This window comes from Pseudomonas sp. xss_2, assembly GCF_043104195.1.
GTDB classification, from domain to species: Bacteria; Pseudomonadota; Gammaproteobacteria; order Pseudomonadales; family Pseudomonadaceae; genus Aquipseudomonas; species Aquipseudomonas urmiensis.
The window spans coordinates 125,620-141,917 of record NZ_JBICKL010000077.1; the positions used below are offsets into that span (position 1 = coordinate 125,620).

Below are 16,298 nucleotides of genomic sequence, written 5' to 3' on the forward strand. Positions count from 1 at the left end.
GGAGATATCAAGGTTGCATGCTTTTAGTATTAAGTCATTGATTTTTTTATTGTTATGGTTCGTGAATAAGAATCGGAGGGGATTCGACGATGTCATTCACGAACAAGGTCGCCATTGTCACCGGTGGCGGCCAGGGGCTGGGGCTTGATTATGCCAAGGCGCTACTGGCCCAGGGCGCCCGCGTAGTGGTCAGTGACCTGGGCACTGATCGGGTAGGTGAAGGTGAGAATCAAGCGCTGGTGACTGAGGCGGTCAGCGCCTTGCAGGCAGCAGGCGGGCAGGTGGTGGCGCATATTGGCCATCTGGATGATGAAGCGGGCTGCCAGCAGCTGGTGGAGCTGGCCATCGAACAGTTTGGCGCCTTGGACATTCTGATCCACAACGCCGGTTGGGTCGGCTACCAGGATATCGAAGACCAGCAAGAGGCGTTTCTTGAGCGCGCCCTGGGCATCAGCGTGCACGCACCGGTGTGGCTGGCCAAGCATGCCTGGAAACACCTCAAGCGTTCCGCCGCGCCGCGGGTGGTGCTGACCACCTCGGACCGGGCGATGTACCAGCGCTACGCCCAGCCAGGGTTGGTGGCCTATGCCGCCGGCAAGATGGCCCAGGTCGGCATCATGAACGCGCTGAGCATGGAGGGCCTGGAGCACGGCATTCTGGTCAATGCGATCTCGCCGGTGGCCAAGACCCGCATGTGGGGCGTAACCCAGCCGCCAGAAGACCTCAAGCCCGAGTGGGTCACCCCTGGCGTGCTGTACCTGGCCAGCGACTTGTGCCGCGACACCGGGTATATCCTGCGCGCCAGCAATGGCCAGTTCACCGCCACGCGCTTTTGCGAGAACAGCGGCGTCAATTATCCCCGCGACCTGGCCCGGGTCGAAGCGGGCAGCCTGAACGAGGTGGCCGAGCGCTGGAGCCGCATCAAGGAGTGTCACTACGTGCCGACCAAGGTCGCCCGGACCCGTGCCGATCTGGGTGAGAGTCCGGTTTGGGATGAGCGAAACGGGCTGCTGTACTTCGTCGATATCTCCGGGGGCCGGATCAATCGGCTGCGCCCGGGTGGCGAGGCAGAGGAAGTGTATGCGTCGGCTGCACGTATCGGCGCCCTGGCCCTGACAGACAAGGGCAACCTGATCTTTACCGAAGATGCCAGTGCAGCACTGCTCGATGTGGCGCAAGGCAAGGTGCGCCAGTATTCGGCGCCGGTGCATCATCGCTCAAGCTACCGCTTCAACGACGGCGCCTGTGATCCACAGGGGTATTTCGTCACCGGCCTGATGGATGAAGGCCCTAGCGGCAAGACCGGCGCGCTGTATCGTTTTGACCGTGAGTTGCATGCCGAGGTGATTCAGCGCGACCTGTCTCTGCCCAACGGCCTGGCCTGGAGCGAGGACGGCCAGACCCTGTTCTTCGTTTGTTCGGTCGCCCGCAGGATCTACCGCGCTCAATACCTGCCCGACGGCACGATGGGCGAGGCCACCCTGTTTGCCGAAACCCCGGCCGAGCTGGGCCGCCCGGACGGCATCGCCCTGGACCGCGAGGGTGGCCTGTGGGTGTGCCAGTTCAATGGCAGTTGCCTGCTGCGTTACGATCGCGAGGGCCACCTGAGCGATCAGGTGCTGATGCCGGTACCGCGCCCGACCAGCTGCTGCTTTGGCGGCGAGGGGCTCGATACCCTGTACATCACCACCGCGCGCTTTGGCATGGCGCCGGCGCAGCTGGTCGACTATCCGGATGCCGGCGATCTGTACATGATTCGCCCCGAGGTGCCGGGGGTGGCGCGTCACCTGTTCAAGGAATGAGGCGCTTGTCCTGACCGCCCGGCAACACCGCCAGGTCGCCAAAGCGCTGCGCTGCATCGATGTAGCGCAGCGCTGACTTGGCATCCTTCCAGCCGATATAGCTCATCAACGACTTCAGCTCCCAGCCGTTGGTCGTCGCCCAGGTGGCAAAGCCACGGCGCAGCGAATGGCCGCTGTACAGCGCAGCGGGCACCCCGGCGCGCTCAAGCATGCCGCGCAGCAGCGCAACCAGGCTGTTGCTGTTGAGCGGCGCCTGGCCCAGATTGCCCCACCGGTCGAGCTTGCGAAACACCGGGCCATGGGCGATGGCGGCCACTTCCAGCCATTGCAGATAAGCTGCGACCGGGCACAGCGCCTTGAGCGCCGGGGTGCGGTGGTGCACGCCCAGTGCCTCGCGGTCGCCCTTGCTGCGTGGCAGGAACAAGGTCAGGCCGACGCCGGCTTCGGCCTGGATATGCTCGATGCGCAAACGTGCGAGTTCATCGCCACGCATACCTCGCCAGAAGCCAAGCAGCAACAGCGCGGTATCGCGCCGGGCGCGTAGCAGGGTTGGCAGGTCATGCCGCTCGCGGGCCAGGCGGGCCTCCTCTTCAAAGCGCTCGACAGCGGTTTGCAGGTGGTGCAGCAGCAGCGGTGCGGCTTGTTTGGGCGGCGCTGGGTGCAGGGTGCGGATACCACGCAGCACCTGGCGCACCAATGGCGCCTTGGTCGGGTCAGGGAAGCCCTGGCTGACGTGCCATTGGCTCAGCGCCGCCAGGCGTTGGCGCAGGGTACTGACCGCATGTTGCTCGGCGTGCTCGACCAGGTAGCGGGCGATGCTGTCGGCGGTGGCCGGCAGGAAGCCACCCCAGCGCACTTCGAAATGCTCGGTGGCGGACTGGTAGCTGCGCCGGGTGTTGTCGCGGGTGGCGGCGCGTACGTAGCGCTCGATGTCGGTCATGGGCTGGGCGGTGAGGCAGTGGATCGAGCTGATACGATAAACCAGTTGGGGCAGGGAGGCGATGAGGCCAGCACGGATATCACTGCACGGCGGCGTCCATCATCCGCTGCAACGCGGCGTAATCGGCATGGCTCACCGGCACCAAACCGCTGGCTTCCTGGGAGGCAACGAACCCTGCCAGTGCCTGTGGGTCGTTCAACATGGCATCGCGAACCCGCGCCTTGATCGCCGGGCACACGCTGGCACTGAATACATACGGGTCGTAGTGAATCGGCTGCGAGCGCCACAGTACCTGCAGCCGTTCAGGCTTGATTGCATGACTGGCCAGATACGCATCGGCCCGTTCGCTGGCGACGAATGCGGCATCGACGCGACCGTCCAATAGCGCCTCCAGCGCGTTGTCATGATTGCCGGCATACACCAGCGCGCCAAAGTAACGTGGTAGCGCCACGCCCACTGTGGCGGCGAACTCGACGCTGGGCACCAGGCTGCCTGAAGTGCTGGCCGGGTCGCTCAGCGCGACCCGCTTGCCGCGCAGGCTGTCGATCTGTTCAGGCCCATCGGCGCGGGTCAGCAGCAGTGCCTGGTAGTAGTTGCCCGCCGGGGTATAGGTGCCGGCGCTTAGGGTGAAGCTGGCGAAGGGCTCGATGCGCGGGTCGCGACGCTGGGCCAGGACGTAGGAGGCCGGGCCGAGCCGGGCAATATCGGCACCGCCGGAGACGATCGCATCGACCACGCTTTCATAGGAAGAGGCGATCACCAGCTCGACCGGCACACCGGTTGCCTGGCTCAAACGGTCGATCAGTGGCTGGTGTTCATGCTGCATGTCTTGCGCGCTCTTGATCGGGATCACGGCCAGGCGCAACGCACGAGGGCTGCAGACGGCCTGGGCATGACCGATAAAGCTCAGGACCAGGCTCAGCGCGGCCAGCGCCTTGGCTACACGCATGCTTTGACCTCGAGGCTTCTGAACGGTGGATAGTCTTGCAGTTGAGCGACCGACAACGGCCGGCTGAAGTGATAACCCTGGGCAATGTCGCAACCGGCAAGTTTCAGGCACACCACCTGCTCGCGGGTTTCGACGCCTTCAGCAACCACTTCCAGGCCCAGGCGCTTGGCCAGGATGATGGTCGAAGAAACGATCGGGCTGTCGTCGTGGCTGTTGCACAGCGGCGCGATCAACGCACGGTCGATTTTCAGCTTGCTCAGCGGCAGAGAGTGCAGATGGGCAAAACCTGCATAGCCGCGGCCGAAATCATCCAGGCTGATGCCGATACCGGCGGCGCGCAAGCGGTGCAGGTGGTCGACGGCGGCGCCTTCAGGGTCGAGCACGGTGGTTTCGGTGATCTCCAGCTCCAGCCGTTGCGGGGCAATCTGCAGGCGCTTGAGCTCGGCGAGCAGGCGTTCGCTGAAATCGCTCTGGCGCAGTTGCAGCGCTGAGACGTTCACCGCCAGGCGCGACTCGAGGTCGCGTTGGCGCCAGCGCACCAGTTCCTCGCAGGCCAGGCGCAACACTTCCCAACCCAGCTCGACGATAAAGCCGCTGCGCTCGGCAACGCCAATGAACCGGTCGGGGTAAAGCAGGCCGAACTCGGGGTGGTCCCAGCGCACCAGAGCCTCGTAACCCAGCACTTGCAGGGTATCCAAGCGAATCTGCGGCTGAAAATGCAACACGAACTGGCGCTCGGCCAACGCGCTGCCAAAGGCCTGTTCGAGGGTGAAGGCCTGGATGTCGCTCAGGTTCAACGAGGGATCGAAGAAGCGGTACTGGGCACGTCCGGCTTGCTTGGCCGAATACATGGCGGCGTCTGCGCAGCGGATCAGCGCGTCGATGTCTTGGCCATCGCGCGGGCAGATGCTGACGCCGACGCTGGGGCTGGTGTTGACCTCCTGGCCATCCAGGGCATAGGTGGCAGAGAGCTTTTGCACCAATGTGCGCACCCAGGTGTTGATCTGTTCTTCACTGCGCTCCCCGGCCAGCAGCACCACGAACTCGTCACCGCCAAAGCGCGAGGCTTCGTCGCCGGGTTCAAGCAGGCGCTGGATGCGCCCGGCGACCGCTTGCAACAGCAGGTCGCCAATGCGGTGGCCAAGCGAGTCGTTGATCGACTTGAAGCGGTCCATGTCGATGAACAGGATCGCCATCAGGCGCCGTTTGCCACGCTGGCGGCTAAGGGTCTGGGTAGCAACTTCGACGAACTGGCGGCGATTGTGCAGGCCGCTGAGGTGATCGGTGGCTGCCGCATGGCTGCTGCGTCGGTGCTCGTCTTCCAGGCGCTCGATCAGCTCATGGTTGACCTGCTGGGCCTGCTCCAGCGCACTGAAGGCTTCCTGGCGCTTGCCCAGCAGGCGCAGGCTCCAAGCGAGGCTGGCGAGGATCATCAGGGTCATGCACAGGTTCAGCCAGAATTGGCCTTCGTAGGTCAGTGCCGATGGGGTGAGGATTTCTTCATAGCGCTGACTGACCACGATGCTGAAACCGCGATCAGCCACGCGCCGATACAGGCTCTGGTAGGGCCCTTCGGCGGCATATTGGGTCAGCACCCCGGCGTCATCGCCGGTGTCTGGCAGGTCGGGCATCAATGTCTCGCCGGCCACCACTACGCCGCTGGTGTCGATCCGCAAGCGCTCCTGGCCATCATCTTGCAGCAGCCGCATCAGCCCGCTGCGGCCCAGGTCGATGTGCTGAAACAACACCGCCAGGTAGCCGATGTCCAGTTGCACCACCAGGATAGTGTCGATCTCGCGCCCCGGCAGATCAGTCAGGGGCAGCAGGAACGGCAAGCGCCAGTCGGGCAGGGCGGAGGGATTGTCACTCGCTGCGATGCGCGGCAGGAACGGCTTGAAGCCGTAGCGCGAGACGTGGTTTTTCAGCTGCTCCAGCCAATCATCAGGCAGGCGCTGGACTTCGTCGGCATGGCTGGCCGAGACCAGCTGTCCGTGCCGGTCATACAGGCTCATGCGCTTGAATACGGGGTCTTCAGCCAGAATCCGCGCCAGGCTGAAGCTGCCTTGGCGCAGCGCTTTCATATCGTCCTGGGTACCGCGGCCAACCGCCTGGGCGCGATCGACCAATTGGCGCAGGCTCTCGGCGACGATACTGGCAAGGTTCAGGTGCTCGGCCGCTTTGGCTGACAAAGCGCCCTGGCGGGCGGCGTGCTTCTGGGTGAAGTGCAGGCCCCAGAGAAATGCCAGGGTCGCGGCGCACAGCACCAGGATCAGAATCGGCAGAAGGCCTGCGGAGGATGATGTTCGGCGGATCACTGCTGGTGGTTCCCGACCCTGGGTAATGCTCGGAAAATACGACAGGCAGATGACAGCTGGATGACTAATGGCACTTTGCTTTCATTTTTTCTAGCGCGCGCGCAGCCATAGGCTCACAACGCCTATGGCTGCGCATTGATCAACCGCGCACGAACGCCAACAGATCGGCGTTGATCACATCGGCATGGGTGGTCGGCATGCCATGCGGGTAGCCCTGGTAGGTCTTCAAGATGCCGTTGCTGAGCAGTTCTGCCGAGCGCGGGCCAGAGTTTTCATAGGGCACGATCTGGTCGTCATCGCCATGCATGACCAGCACCGGGATGGTGATGCGCTTGAGATCCTCGGTGAAGTCGGTCTGCGAGAAGGCAACGATGCCGTCATGGTGAGCCTTGGCCGAGCCCATCATGCCCTGGCGCCACCAATTGAGGATGACCCCTTCGGCAGGCTCGGCCCCAGGTCGGTTGTAGCCGTAGAACGGGCCGGCGGGCACATCGTGGAAAAACTGCGCGCGGTTGGTCGCGGTTTGCACCTGGAAGTCGTCGAATACCGACTTGGGCAGCCCACCCGGATTAGCCTCGGTCTTGACCATCAGCGGGGGCACCGCTGCAATCAGCACGGCTTTGGCAACCGGATCCTTGGGATGACGGGTGATATAGCGCACTACCTCGCCGCCGCCGGTGGAGTGGCCGACATGCACCGCGCCCTGCGTCCCCAGGTGCTCGACCACAGCGGCGACGTCATCGGCGTAGTGGTCCATGTCGTGTCCATCCCCGACCTGGCTGGAGCGCCCGTGTCCGCGCCGGTCATGGGCTACCACGCGAAAGCCTTGGTCAAGGAAGAACAGCAATTGCGCATCCCAGTCATCGGCGCTCAGCGGCCAGCCATGGTGGAAGTGGATCACCTGGGCGTCGCGTGGTCCCCAGTCTTTGTAGAAAATCTCGACCCCATCTTTAGTTGTGACGTATCCCATGCTCGCGTCTCCTGTATCAAAGGGTGGCGTGGTGACCGACATCCGCCGCACAGCCTGAGCCGGTTGATCGCTCGGTCGCCTATCCAGCGTAGGATTAAAGTAAGCTTCAAGGTCTGAGAATTTTCTGAGGTGTGGCATGAGAATTGGCGAACTGGCCAAACGAACGGGCCTGGCGGCATCGCGTATTCGCTTCTACGAAGCGAGCGGCCTGATTACCTCGGTGGCACGCAAGGCCAATGGCTACCGCGATTATTCGCCAGAGGCGGTGGTGCTGCTGGAAATCATCACCGGGGCGCAGCGCGCGGGGTTCTCGCTGGACGAGATCCGACATCTATTGCCATCCACTAGCAACGAATGGCAGCACGACGCGCTGGTGGGTGGCCTGCGTAGCAAGGTGGCAGAAATCGAGGTGCTGCAGGAGCGTCTGGCGCAAAGCAAAGCGCGGCTATTGCTGGCGATAGACAGTATCGAGAGCAAGCCCGATCAAATGCCCTGCAGCGACAACGCCCAGCGCGTTCTGCAACGGCTGCGCCGCGAGCACGACCAACAAGCTTGATAGACCTATTGACCTTAAAGTTGGCTTTAAGCTTAAGGTGAGGCCTCGACTCCACGAGGCCATCGCCATGACCCTGTTTACCCCGCTGCTGCTGCCTAACGGCTCGTCCATCCCCAACCGCATTGCCAAGGCGGCCATGGAAGAAAACATGGCCGACCAGCACCAGGCGCCTTCGCCGCAGCTGCTGCGCTTGTATCAGGCTTGGGCGCAGGGCGGCGCCGGGCTGCTGATCAGTGGCAACGTCATGGTCGATGGACGGGCGATGACCGGGCCAGGTGGCGTGGTGTTGGAGGACGACGCCCAGCTCGATGGGTTTCGCCGCTGGGCCGCGGTCGGCCGGGCCAAGGGCGCGCAGTTCTGGTTACAGATCAACCATCCCGGTCGACAGATGCCGGCCAATCTCGGCCAGAAGACCTGGGCACCCTCAGCCGTGGCATTGCAGCTGGGGTCGATGTCCAAGCATTTCGCTACGCCCCATGCAATGACGGACGCGGTTATCGAGGAGGTCATCCGCCGCTTTGCCCGCACCGCCCAATTGGCCGAACAGGCGGGGTTCACCGGTGTGCAAATCCACGCAGCGCACGGCTATCTGCTCAGCCAGTTCCTATCGCCACTGACCAACCACAGGGCCGATCGTTGGGGCGGCGCGTTGGCCAATCGCGCGCGCTTGTTGCTAGAAATCGTCAAGGCCGTGCGCAGCGTGGTTGCCCCAGGCTTCGCGGTGGCGGTGAAGCTTAATTCGGCAGATTTCCAGCGCGGCGGTTTCAGTGCCGATGATGCGCGTGAGGTGGTGCAGATGCTCAATGGGCTGGCGGTTGATCTGGTCGAGCTGTCGGGCGGCAGTTACGAGGTACCGGCCATGCAGGGCGAAGCGCGCGATGGGCGGACCCTGGCCCGGGAGGCCTACTTTGTCGAGTTCGCCCAGCACATACGCGAGGTTGCGCACATGCCGGTGATGGTCACCGGCGGTATTCGGCGCAAGCCCGTTGCCCAGCAGGTGGTGCAGAGCGGGGTGGACATGGTGGGGATTGGCACGGCGTTGGCCATTGACCCAGGTTTACCGCAGGATTGGCGCGAAGGTCGCGATAGCGCGCCGCAGTTGCCGCCGATTACCTGGCGCAACAAGGCACTGGGTGCTGTGGCGAATATGGCGGTGGTGAAGTATCAACTGCGCAAGCTCAGCTGCGCCAAGGCGCCCAAGCCTGGGGTGTGGCCGTTGCGCGCGCTGATCGTGCAGCAACTGGGCAATGCCTGGCGGGCGCGGCAGTATCGGCGCTGGATCGCGCAGCGTGGGTGATGGGCGGTGTCCGTGCCGGCCTCATCGCGGGGCACGTCCTACAAGGACCGCGCTCGTCCCGCGATGAGGCCCGCAACTACAACACAAAAAAACAGGCCCATGACGGGCCTGCGAGGAAAGCACCATGCCTGCTTACAGCGTTTCGATACTGCGCGGCGCCATGAAGTACAGCCAGATCAGCGCCAGGAAGTACATGGCCGGAATCAGGGTGAACAACACCGCATAGTTGTTATGGGTTGCAGTCAGCACGCTGCCCACGATCTGGGTCATGAACATCCCACCAATGGCCGCGCACATGCTGGCGAAGCCGAACACCGAGCTGATCAGGTGCTTGGGCGTGTAATCCATCACCAGGCTCCAGATATTCGCCGTCCAGGCCTGGTGCGCGCCAACCGCCACCGCGATGGCCAGTACCGCAATCCACAGGCCACTGGCGTGCGCGGCAAAGGTCACGCTGAGCATGCTGCAGGCGAAAATCAGCAGCGAGATCAGTCGCGCGCGGGTGGCTCGTACGCCCCGACCGATCAACCAGGAAGACAGGATGCCGCCGCCGATGCTGCCGAAATCAGCGGTCAGCCAGATCAGAATCAGCGGGATGCCCATCTGGGTAACGCTGATGCCCAGGTCGTACTGCTGATTGAGAAACGGCGGTAGCCAGTACAGGTAGAACCAGAACACCGGGGCGGTGATCGAGTACGCCACGGCGAAGGCCCAGGTCCCGCGCATGCGCAGGATGCGTTTGAAGGGTACGCGGCGCGCCTCAGGCTCGATGTCCTGCTGGATGTAGTCCAGTTCGCTCTGGCGCACCCGTGGGTGCTGCTCAGGGTCGAAGTATTTCAGCCCCCAGAACACCAGCCAGACCAGGCCCAGGCACCCCATGGCGATGAACGCGGCTTGCCAGCCCCAGGCGGCGAGGATCAGCGGCAGCAGCGCCGGGGTGACCATGGCGCCGACATTGGTGCCGGCGTTGAACAGGCCGGTGGCAATCGCGCGTTCGCCAGCGGGGAACCACAGCCGCGTGGTCTTGACGCAAGCGGGGTAATTGGCCGCTTCAGTCAGGCCAAGGATGAACCGGCAAACCATGAACCCCGCCGCCGAGGTCGCCAGGCCGTGGGCGCCCGTGGCAATGCTCCAGAGCAGCACAGCGGCAAAGAACGCACGCTTGACGCCTACTTTGTCGATCAGCCGGCCTTGCAACAAAAAGCCGATCGCATAGCCGACCTGGAACCAGAAGTTGATGTTGGCGTAGTCCATCGCCGTCCAGCTCATGTCCTTGGCAAGCATCGGTTGCATGATCCCGAGGGCAGCGCGATCGATGTAGTTCAAGGTGGTGGCGAAGAACACCAGGGCGAGCATGCCCCAGCGGGTCTTGCCGACGGCGAAGGCATCGCGAACTTTGGCGCCAATGCCTCCCTGCGGGACGCGGGCGGTGGTGATCTTGGAATCGGTCATTTAAGGGTCGGTTTGTTGAATTTGTTATGAGCTGCAAGGGCTTATCGAACGCGACCAGCCTTTAGCTAGAGCGGGGCGCGAGGTCGGTGAATGGTGCGCAGTGAATCACAGACCGTCAATTCAAGGGGGGCGCTTGTGTTCGATCATCGAACAGTAGCGCGCCGCGTTTCCTTGCGCCTGAGTATCGGCCGCTTTTCCCTATCCAGTACTCCCGCAGCGAGCTTCTGTACATCTGAGGGCGACTTTTAGCGACGCATTTGCCTCTCACATGCGATAAGCCGTGATTATTGAATGTCATCTAGTCCTTGAAAACCCGTTTCTCTACCATCAGAATTGGTACGTAATTACATAGTACGTACCACATTACGAAATCGTAGGAGCAAATATGGCGCGCGGCGGTATCAACAAAGCAGTAGTGCAGCAGGCGCGCCAGGCCTTGATAGCCCGTGGCGAACATCCAAGCATCGATGCGGTACGAATCGAGTTGGGCAACACCGGATCGAAAACCACCATTCACCGCTACCTCAAAGAACTGGAGGCCCAGCAACCCGCGGCGCCGTTGGCGATGGCAGGGCTGAACGAGCAATTGGCACGGCTGGTGGATCAGCTGGCGGCGCAATTGCATGAGCAAGCAGAGGAGCACGTTCGCCAGGCCGAGGCGGGATTCGTCGAGCAGCGTGAACAGCTCCAGGCGCAGCTGCAGCTGGCGCAGCAGGCGCTGGCTGCGGCGCAGCAACAACAGCAGATCCAGGCCGCCGCCTTGCAGGCCGAATCGGAGAAACTCGCCTCGACCTTGAGTACTCTGCAAGCCGAGCAATTGCGCAGTGCCAGCCTCAACCAGTCGCTGGGCGAGCTGCAGCTGCGCCTGACCGACAAGGATGAGCAAGTCCGTTCGCTGGAGGACAAACATCGCCACGCCCGCGATGCGCTCGAGCACTACCGCGCCGCCAGCCGCGAGCAGCGCGAGCAAGAACAGCGCCGGCATGAGGCGCAGGTTCAACAGCTGCAGGTCGAACAGCGGCAATTGCAGCAGGGCCTGATCGTGCGCCAGGAAGAATTGACCCGCCTGCACCGCGACAATGAGCGTTTGCTAGGCGAGAGCCGTCAGTTGACCGCGCAGCACACCCTGATGAACGAGCAACTTGAGCAACGCGATGCACAAGTGCAGGGGCTGCGCTCGATCCTGGCCCAGGCGCAGGGCAGCAGTGATGAGATGCGCCGTCAGCTCGAGGCACAAGCCCAGCAGTTGGAGCAAAAACGTGAGTTGTGCAGCGAACAGAAGCAGCAGTTGGATTATTTGCAGGCTGAGCTCGGCAGTCGGTCTGCCGCGTTGAGCGAGTGTCGCGCGGTTCTGGCTGGCCAGGAGCACGCCAATAGGCTTGGCGAAGGCGGATAAATCAAACTTTGCGCTGCCGGTGGTTTCTTCTATAGACACTCACCGGAGTCGCTCAACCATGTCCAAGCCAGAGCAACAGCCTACTGAACAGCCAGGGAAGGGGCCTCACTCTTCCGAACATGCCAGCCAAAAAGATGATCTGGGGTTTGATCCGGACTCGCCAGATGTCGATGATCCGCAAGTTGATCCCCAGGGGCCGGCCAAGCCGCCGCGGGATTTTGAGAAGAAGCAATGAAGACTCCGGCCTCTTTGCAGGTGAGCCCGCAAAGAGGCCGGAATGGGCTTAACCAGTCAGGACGGTCAGCCTTCGACGTGCTTGGCTGCCTCAACCCCCGCGCTGGAGAGTTTGATCGGATACTGCACGCTGATCTGGTGCTCGGCGTCGACGCCAACGCTGCCATCGTGAATCAGCCCTTCGTCCTGCAGGGTCTTGAGCATGCCGGCCACGGCTTTCTCGCCGCGATAATTGTCCAGCACTTCCTTGCCTAGCCCCTGCGGGTGGGCATGCAGCAGGCGGGTGAGAACTTCTGAGCGTAGTGGATCGTTACTCATGGATGGCTAACCTCGCAGAATCAATTCATTTGCCGTGTTTGGCTTGGAGCTGCTTGGCATGCTCCAGGTGTTTTTGCAGGGTCGGCAGCGTGTCGCTGGCGAAGGCTTTCAGGTCAGGCTTGTCAGAAGAGCTGGCCTCTTTCTGGAACAACTCCACGGCTTTTTCGTGGGCATCGACCTGGTTGTTGATGTACGACTTGTCGAACGACTCGTCACGCCACTCCAGGATCACCTTCTTCACCTTGTCGGTCAGCGCGGCCTCATCCGGCACGCTGATATCGTGTTTGCGGGCGACATCGCCAAGTTGCTGATTGGCCTTGGTATGGTCGGTGACCATTTGTTGGGCGAAGGCCTTGATGTCGGCATTCTGGCTCTTCTGCATGGCCAGGTTGCCGGTCACCACTTCGGCAATACCGGCTTCGGTGGCAGCATCGACAAAGTCATCTGAACTTGCGGCCATGGCATGCAACGAAGCCATGCCCAATGCGACGGACAAGCCGACCCGCTTGAGGAACAGGTTGTTCATGACGCACTCCTTCTCAGTTGGCGCGACCTCTATGTCGCTTATGGTTGAGCCATGGCGCCGAGCAAAGGTTTAATTTTTCTGCACACAGCGCCACCTGTGCACGACTGGGGAACGATGTCAACGGGCAGGGCTCAGAGATTCAAAGGTTGCTTGAAGGAGCAGGGGCATGAGCATTGAACGCAGCATTCCCGAGCTTGAAGCCTGGTACGCCCAATACGACGACGAGAGCTATAGGCGCGAATCGCCGGATGCTTATCACCACGAGCTGATTCGTACTGCCCAGGCGCTGCGCGACGACGGCGCACTCGACTGGGATGATTGGCTGGCCCTCAAAGCGCTGGCCGACCAGGCCCATGTCCGCGCCCTCGAAGACGCCGTGCAGGCCCACGTCAACGATCCAGACGCATGAAAGCGCTGAACATTGCCACCTTCAACATCAATGGCATCCGCAGTCGCTTGCCTGGCTTGCTGGCCTGGCTTGAACGTGAACAACCGGATATCGCCTGCTTGCAAGAGCTCAAGGCCGCCGACAAGGACTTTCCCCGTCAGGCCTTGGAAGCGGCCGGCTATGGCTGTGTGTACCAGGGCCAGCCGGCGTGGAACGGGGTGGCGATATTGGCCCGCGACAGTGAGCCTTTGGAAGTACGCAGGGGTTTGCCGGGCATGCAAGACGACAGCCAGAGCCGCTACCTGGAGGCTGCGGCCCATGGCGTGCTGGTCGCCTGTCTGTACTTGCCCAACGGCAATCCGCAACCGGGGCCGAAGTTCGATTACAAGCTCGCCTGGTTCGAAAGCCTGATCGAGCATGTCCAGGGGCTATGCGAAAGCGAGCACCCGACGGTGCTGGCCGGTGACTTCAACGTGGTGCCCACCGATCAAGACATCTACAACCCGCGCTCCTGGCTCAAGGACGCCTTGCTCCAACCCGAATCGCGCGCCTGCTACCAGCGCCTGCTTGGGCAAGGCTGGACCGATGCCGTGCGCCACCTGCACCCGGATGAGCGGGTGTATACCTTCTGGGATTACTTTCGCAATCACTGGGCGCGCAACGCCGGGCTGCGAATCGACCACTTGCTGCTCAATCGCGCGCTAGCCCCCTATCTGAAGGCGGCAGGGGTCGACGCCTGGGTGCGTAACGAGCCCAAAGCCAGCGACCACGCGCCGACCTGGATCGAGCTGGGTTCGCGCAAACGGCGCTGATCTATAGTCAAGGACGGCAATTGCGACAACAAGGGACTTCAATGCGTGCTGCCAGGAAACACGACGATGACGGGCTGTTCGCGGTAACCGGCGAGGGCCGCGCCGTGGCCTTGTTTCGTCTGGTATTGGTGTTTATGGCGGTGGTGATGCTGGCATTCGTGTCGACTGAAACCTGGCGCATCTGGCGGGATTATCGGCATGCGTTCGTCAATGCCGAAGACTCGGTCACCAACCTGGCCCGTGCCTCTGCGCAACACGCCGAAGATGCAATCCGCCAGGTCGATGCGATTACCGCAGCATTGGCCGAGCGCTTGGAAGGCGACGGCTTCGAGCACCTCGACCGACCGCGCCTGCACGCCTTGCTGCGTCAGCAGGCCACCATCATGCCGCAGTTGCACGGTTTGTTCGTGTATGGCCCGGACGGCAGCTGGATCGTCACTGACCAGGACGCCATCCCGGCCAATGCCAACAACGCCGATCGCGACTATTTCAGCTATCACCGCAGCCACACCGATCGCCATGTCCGCATCGGCTCGGTAGTCAAAAGCCGCTCGACCGGCGATTTGATCATTCCGATTTCCAGGCGCTTGAACTATCCCGACGGCAGTTTTGCCGGGGTGCTACTGGGCACCATCAAAGTCGACTGGTTCGTGCGCTATTACGGCGATTTCAAGATCGACGAGCGCGGCGCCCTGGTCTTGGCCAAGCGCGATGGGACCATTCTGGTACGCCGGCCCTTTGTCGAGCAGGTGGTCGGCCGCAGCCTGGCCAACAGCGAGGTGTTTCGCAACCACCTGCCGTATGCCAACGAAGGCATCGCGCAAGCGGTGGCAGTGGTCGACGGCACGCCGCGGCTGTATGCCTACCGGGCGCTGAGCCGGTATCCGCTGGTGGTGGAAGCGGGGCTGTCGCGCGAGTCGATCATCGCGCCGTGGCGGCATGACATGATCAAGTCGATTGGCGTACTGCTGGTCTTGCTCCTGGGCTTGGCGGTATTCGGCTGGGTGGTGCTGCGCCAGCTGCGCGAACGGATTGCCATCGAACGCGCTCTGCACCAGGCGCACCAGACCCTCAAGGACCTGGCCCTGACCGACAGCCTGACCGGCCTGGGCAACCGCCGGCGACTCGATGCGGTGTTCGAAGCTGAAGTCGGCCGGGCACGTCGGCAAGGCTACCCGCTGGCCTTGGTGATGATGGATCTGGATTACTTCAAGGCCTACAACGACCGCTACGGCCACCCGGCAGGCGACCAATGCCTGCGCCGGGTTGGCGAATTATTACGGCACATGTTGAAGCGCCCTGCGGACCTGGCGGTGCGCTATGGCGGTGAAGAGTTCACCCTGTTGTTGCCCGATACCGACGCGCAAGGTGCCGTGTTGATCGTCCAAGAAACGCTGCATCTGCTGCGCCGCTTGGGTATTGAGCACGCCGGCAGCCCGTTGGGACAGGTGTCGGCCAGTGCTGGGATTGCGGTGGCTTATCCGGCCCTTGAGACGATTACCGCAGAGGGCTTGATGGCGGTGGCCGATAGCGCGCTGTATGAAGCCAAACGCCAGGGTAGGGACCGTTATTGCCTGGCTGGTGCGCCGGCCACAAGTGCCTAGCCAGAGGTTTTGGGGCTGGCAATACCGGCCTCATCGCGGGGCAAGCCCGCTCCCACGTTAACCAGCTTCATAGAGGGCTGCGTGAGAGCAGGCTGCGTGGGAGCGGGCTTGCCCCGCGATAAGGCCGGTACTGACACTATCAGACCAGAACCCTGCGCATGGCGCAGCGCCCAACCAGCCCATGGCGCTGTTCTTCCTCCAAGATCCCTAGCAACCGCTCGCCCAACTGCTCCTGGCTAATCACGACAAAACCAAGGCGCTGATAAAACGGCGCATTCCAAGGCACCTGGGCAAAGGTTGTCAACGTCACCTCTGCACAACCCATCCCTCGAGCCGCACTGATTGCCTGGGCAATCAACCCACGGCCAAGCCCTTGGCCCTGTGCCTGCTGAGCCACGGACACTTCATGAATATGCAGCGCATCACCCTCCAGACGGGCGCAGAGAAACCCCAATACCCGTTCGTGCGCATCGACTGCCACCCAGCTCGCCTGGGCATGAATGAATGTCCGATGCGCGGCTTCGCCCAGCACCTCACCGGCAGCCAGCCAGGCCAAGCTGGGCACACTGAGAAATGCCTGGGCTGCCGAACGCTCGATGCTCGGCAGCAGCGGGATATCCTTGGCCAGGGTAGGGCGGATAAGCATAGGGCGGTCCTCGGCAAGCAAAGCGGCAAGTCTGAGAGCTGACAGCCTTGGGGACAAGCAAGGGCTTGCAAGTTAATTGTTATAACGTAACAT

Annotated in this window: 16 protein-coding genes and 1 pseudogene; 9 read left to right on the forward strand and 8 right to left on the reverse strand. The window is 62.4% G+C overall.

The window, feature by feature from the left end; all coding sequences use genetic code 11:
• Positions 1-89: 89 nt before the first annotated feature.
• Both ACF8K2_RS19190 and ACF8K2_RS19195 read left to right on the forward strand, forming a co-directional pair.
• Positions 90-695 (forward strand): annotated as a pseudogene (locus ACF8K2_RS19190) (SDR family NAD(P)-dependent oxidoreductase); the annotation flags it as partial.
• Positions 693-1,802 carry an SMP-30/gluconolactonase/LRE family protein gene (locus ACF8K2_RS19195; protein ID WP_392467247.1) on the forward strand — a complete coding sequence of 370 codons (1,110 nt, stop codon included), beginning with the start codon at positions 693-695 and terminating at the stop codon, positions 1,800-1,802. The pseudogene ACF8K2_RS19190 and the gene ACF8K2_RS19195, both read left to right, overlap by 3 nt.
• Here ACF8K2_RS19195 and ACF8K2_RS19200 read toward each other — a convergent pair.
• The 4 genes from ACF8K2_RS19200 to ACF8K2_RS19215 form a co-directional block, all read right to left on the reverse strand.
• Positions 1,792-2,742: a site-specific integrase gene (locus tag ACF8K2_RS19200; RefSeq protein ID WP_392466980.1), complete on the reverse strand. Its 951-nt coding sequence runs from the start codon at positions 2,740-2,742 to the stop codon at positions 1,792-1,794. The two genes, ACF8K2_RS19195 and ACF8K2_RS19200, sit on opposite strands and share 11 nt — an antisense overlap.
• A gap of 79 nt (positions 2,743-2,821) precedes the next feature.
• Complete coding sequence (locus tag ACF8K2_RS19205; RefSeq protein ID WP_392466982.1) at positions 2,822-3,691, reverse strand: phosphate/phosphite/phosphonate ABC transporter substrate-binding protein; 870 nt, start codon at positions 3,689-3,691, stop codon at positions 2,822-2,824.
• Positions 3,682-6,006 (reverse strand): putative bifunctional diguanylate cyclase/phosphodiesterase, encoded by a 2,325-nt coding sequence (locus ACF8K2_RS19210; protein WP_392466983.1) that lies wholly within the window; start codon positions 6,004-6,006, stop codon positions 3,682-3,684. Before ACF8K2_RS19210 ends, ACF8K2_RS19205 begins: the two co-directional genes overlap by 10 nt.
• Before the next feature lie 139 nt (positions 6,007-6,145).
• On the reverse strand, positions 6,146-6,976 hold the full coding sequence (locus ACF8K2_RS19215; protein WP_392466984.1) for an alpha/beta fold hydrolase: 831 nt from the start codon (positions 6,974-6,976) through the stop codon (positions 6,146-6,148).
• Positions 6,977-7,112: 136 nt separating this feature from the next.
• On the opposite strand from ACF8K2_RS19215, the gene ACF8K2_RS19220 reads away from it, so the two are divergent.
• Together ACF8K2_RS19220 and ACF8K2_RS19225 are read left to right on the forward strand one after the other, a co-directional pair.
• The gene (locus tag ACF8K2_RS19220; RefSeq protein WP_392466987.1) at positions 7,113-7,532 is read left to right on the forward strand and encodes a MerR family transcriptional regulator; all 420 of its coding nucleotides are present in this window, start codon (positions 7,113-7,115) and stop codon (positions 7,530-7,532) included.
• A 67-nt stretch (positions 7,533-7,599) separates the two neighbouring features.
• On the forward strand, positions 7,600-8,829 hold the full coding sequence (locus ACF8K2_RS19225) for an NADH:flavin oxidoreductase/NADH oxidase family protein (RefSeq protein WP_392466990.1): 1,230 nt from the start codon (positions 7,600-7,602) through the stop codon (positions 8,827-8,829).
• 132 nt (positions 8,830-8,961) lie between these two features.
• Here ACF8K2_RS19225 and ACF8K2_RS19230 read toward each other — a convergent pair whose 3' ends face one another.
• Complete coding sequence (locus ACF8K2_RS19230; protein ID WP_392466993.1) at positions 8,962-10,281, reverse strand: MFS transporter; 1,320 nt, start codon at positions 10,279-10,281, stop codon at positions 8,962-8,964.
• A 385-nt stretch (positions 10,282-10,666) separates the two neighbouring features.
• Here ACF8K2_RS19230 and ACF8K2_RS19235 point away from each other — a divergent pair, with 385 nt between their 5' ends.
• Both ACF8K2_RS19235 and ACF8K2_RS19240 read left to right on the forward strand, forming a co-directional pair.
• Complete coding sequence (locus ACF8K2_RS19235) at positions 10,667-11,677, forward strand: DNA-binding protein (protein ID WP_392466996.1); 1,011 nt, start codon at positions 10,667-10,669, stop codon at positions 11,675-11,677.
• 58 nt (positions 11,678-11,735) lie between these two features.
• A complete protein-coding gene (locus ACF8K2_RS19240) occupies positions 11,736-11,912 on the forward strand; it encodes a DUF6021 family protein (protein ID WP_392466999.1) in 177 nt (58 codons plus the stop codon).
• 65 nt (positions 11,913-11,977) lie between these two features.
• Here the strand turns inward: ACF8K2_RS19240 and ACF8K2_RS19245 are convergent, their stop codons facing one another.
• Positions 11,978-12,229 carry a hypothetical protein gene (locus tag ACF8K2_RS19245; RefSeq protein WP_186554412.1) on the reverse strand — a complete coding sequence of 84 codons (252 nt, stop codon included), beginning with the start codon at positions 12,227-12,229 and terminating at the stop codon, positions 11,978-11,980.
• A gap of 25 nt (positions 12,230-12,254) precedes the next feature.
• Entirely contained in the window at positions 12,255-12,755 is a 501-nt protein-coding gene (locus ACF8K2_RS19250; protein ID WP_186554413.1) for a DUF4142 domain-containing protein, read from the reverse strand.
• Between the two features lie 166 nt (positions 12,756-12,921).
• On the opposite strand from ACF8K2_RS19250, the gene ACF8K2_RS19255 reads away from it, so the two are divergent.
• Genes ACF8K2_RS19255 through ACF8K2_RS19265 form a run of 3 tightly spaced genes read left to right on the forward strand, consistent with a single transcriptional unit; the run spans position 12,922 to position 15,559 of the window.
• Positions 12,922-13,164, forward strand: a complete 243-nt coding sequence (locus tag ACF8K2_RS19255; RefSeq protein WP_392467003.1) for a hypothetical protein — start codon at positions 12,922-12,924, stop codon at positions 13,162-13,164.
• Positions 13,161-13,955, forward strand: a complete 795-nt coding sequence (xth, locus tag ACF8K2_RS19260) for an exodeoxyribonuclease III (RefSeq protein WP_392467006.1) — start codon at positions 13,161-13,163, stop codon at positions 13,953-13,955. The genes ACF8K2_RS19255 and xth overlap by 4 nt, the downstream gene beginning before the upstream one ends.
• Positions 13,956-13,996: 41 nt before the next feature.
• Positions 13,997-15,559 carry a diguanylate cyclase gene (locus ACF8K2_RS19265; RefSeq protein ID WP_392467007.1) on the forward strand — a complete coding sequence of 521 codons (1,563 nt, stop codon included), beginning with the start codon at positions 13,997-13,999 and terminating at the stop codon, positions 15,557-15,559.
• 139 nt (positions 15,560-15,698) lie between these two features.
• On the opposite strand, the gene ACF8K2_RS19270 is transcribed toward ACF8K2_RS19265, so the two are convergent.
• On the reverse strand, positions 15,699-16,205 hold the full coding sequence (locus tag ACF8K2_RS19270) for a GNAT family N-acetyltransferase (protein ID WP_392467008.1): 507 nt from the start codon (positions 16,203-16,205) through the stop codon (positions 15,699-15,701).
• Positions 16,206-16,298: the final 93 nt, after the last annotated feature.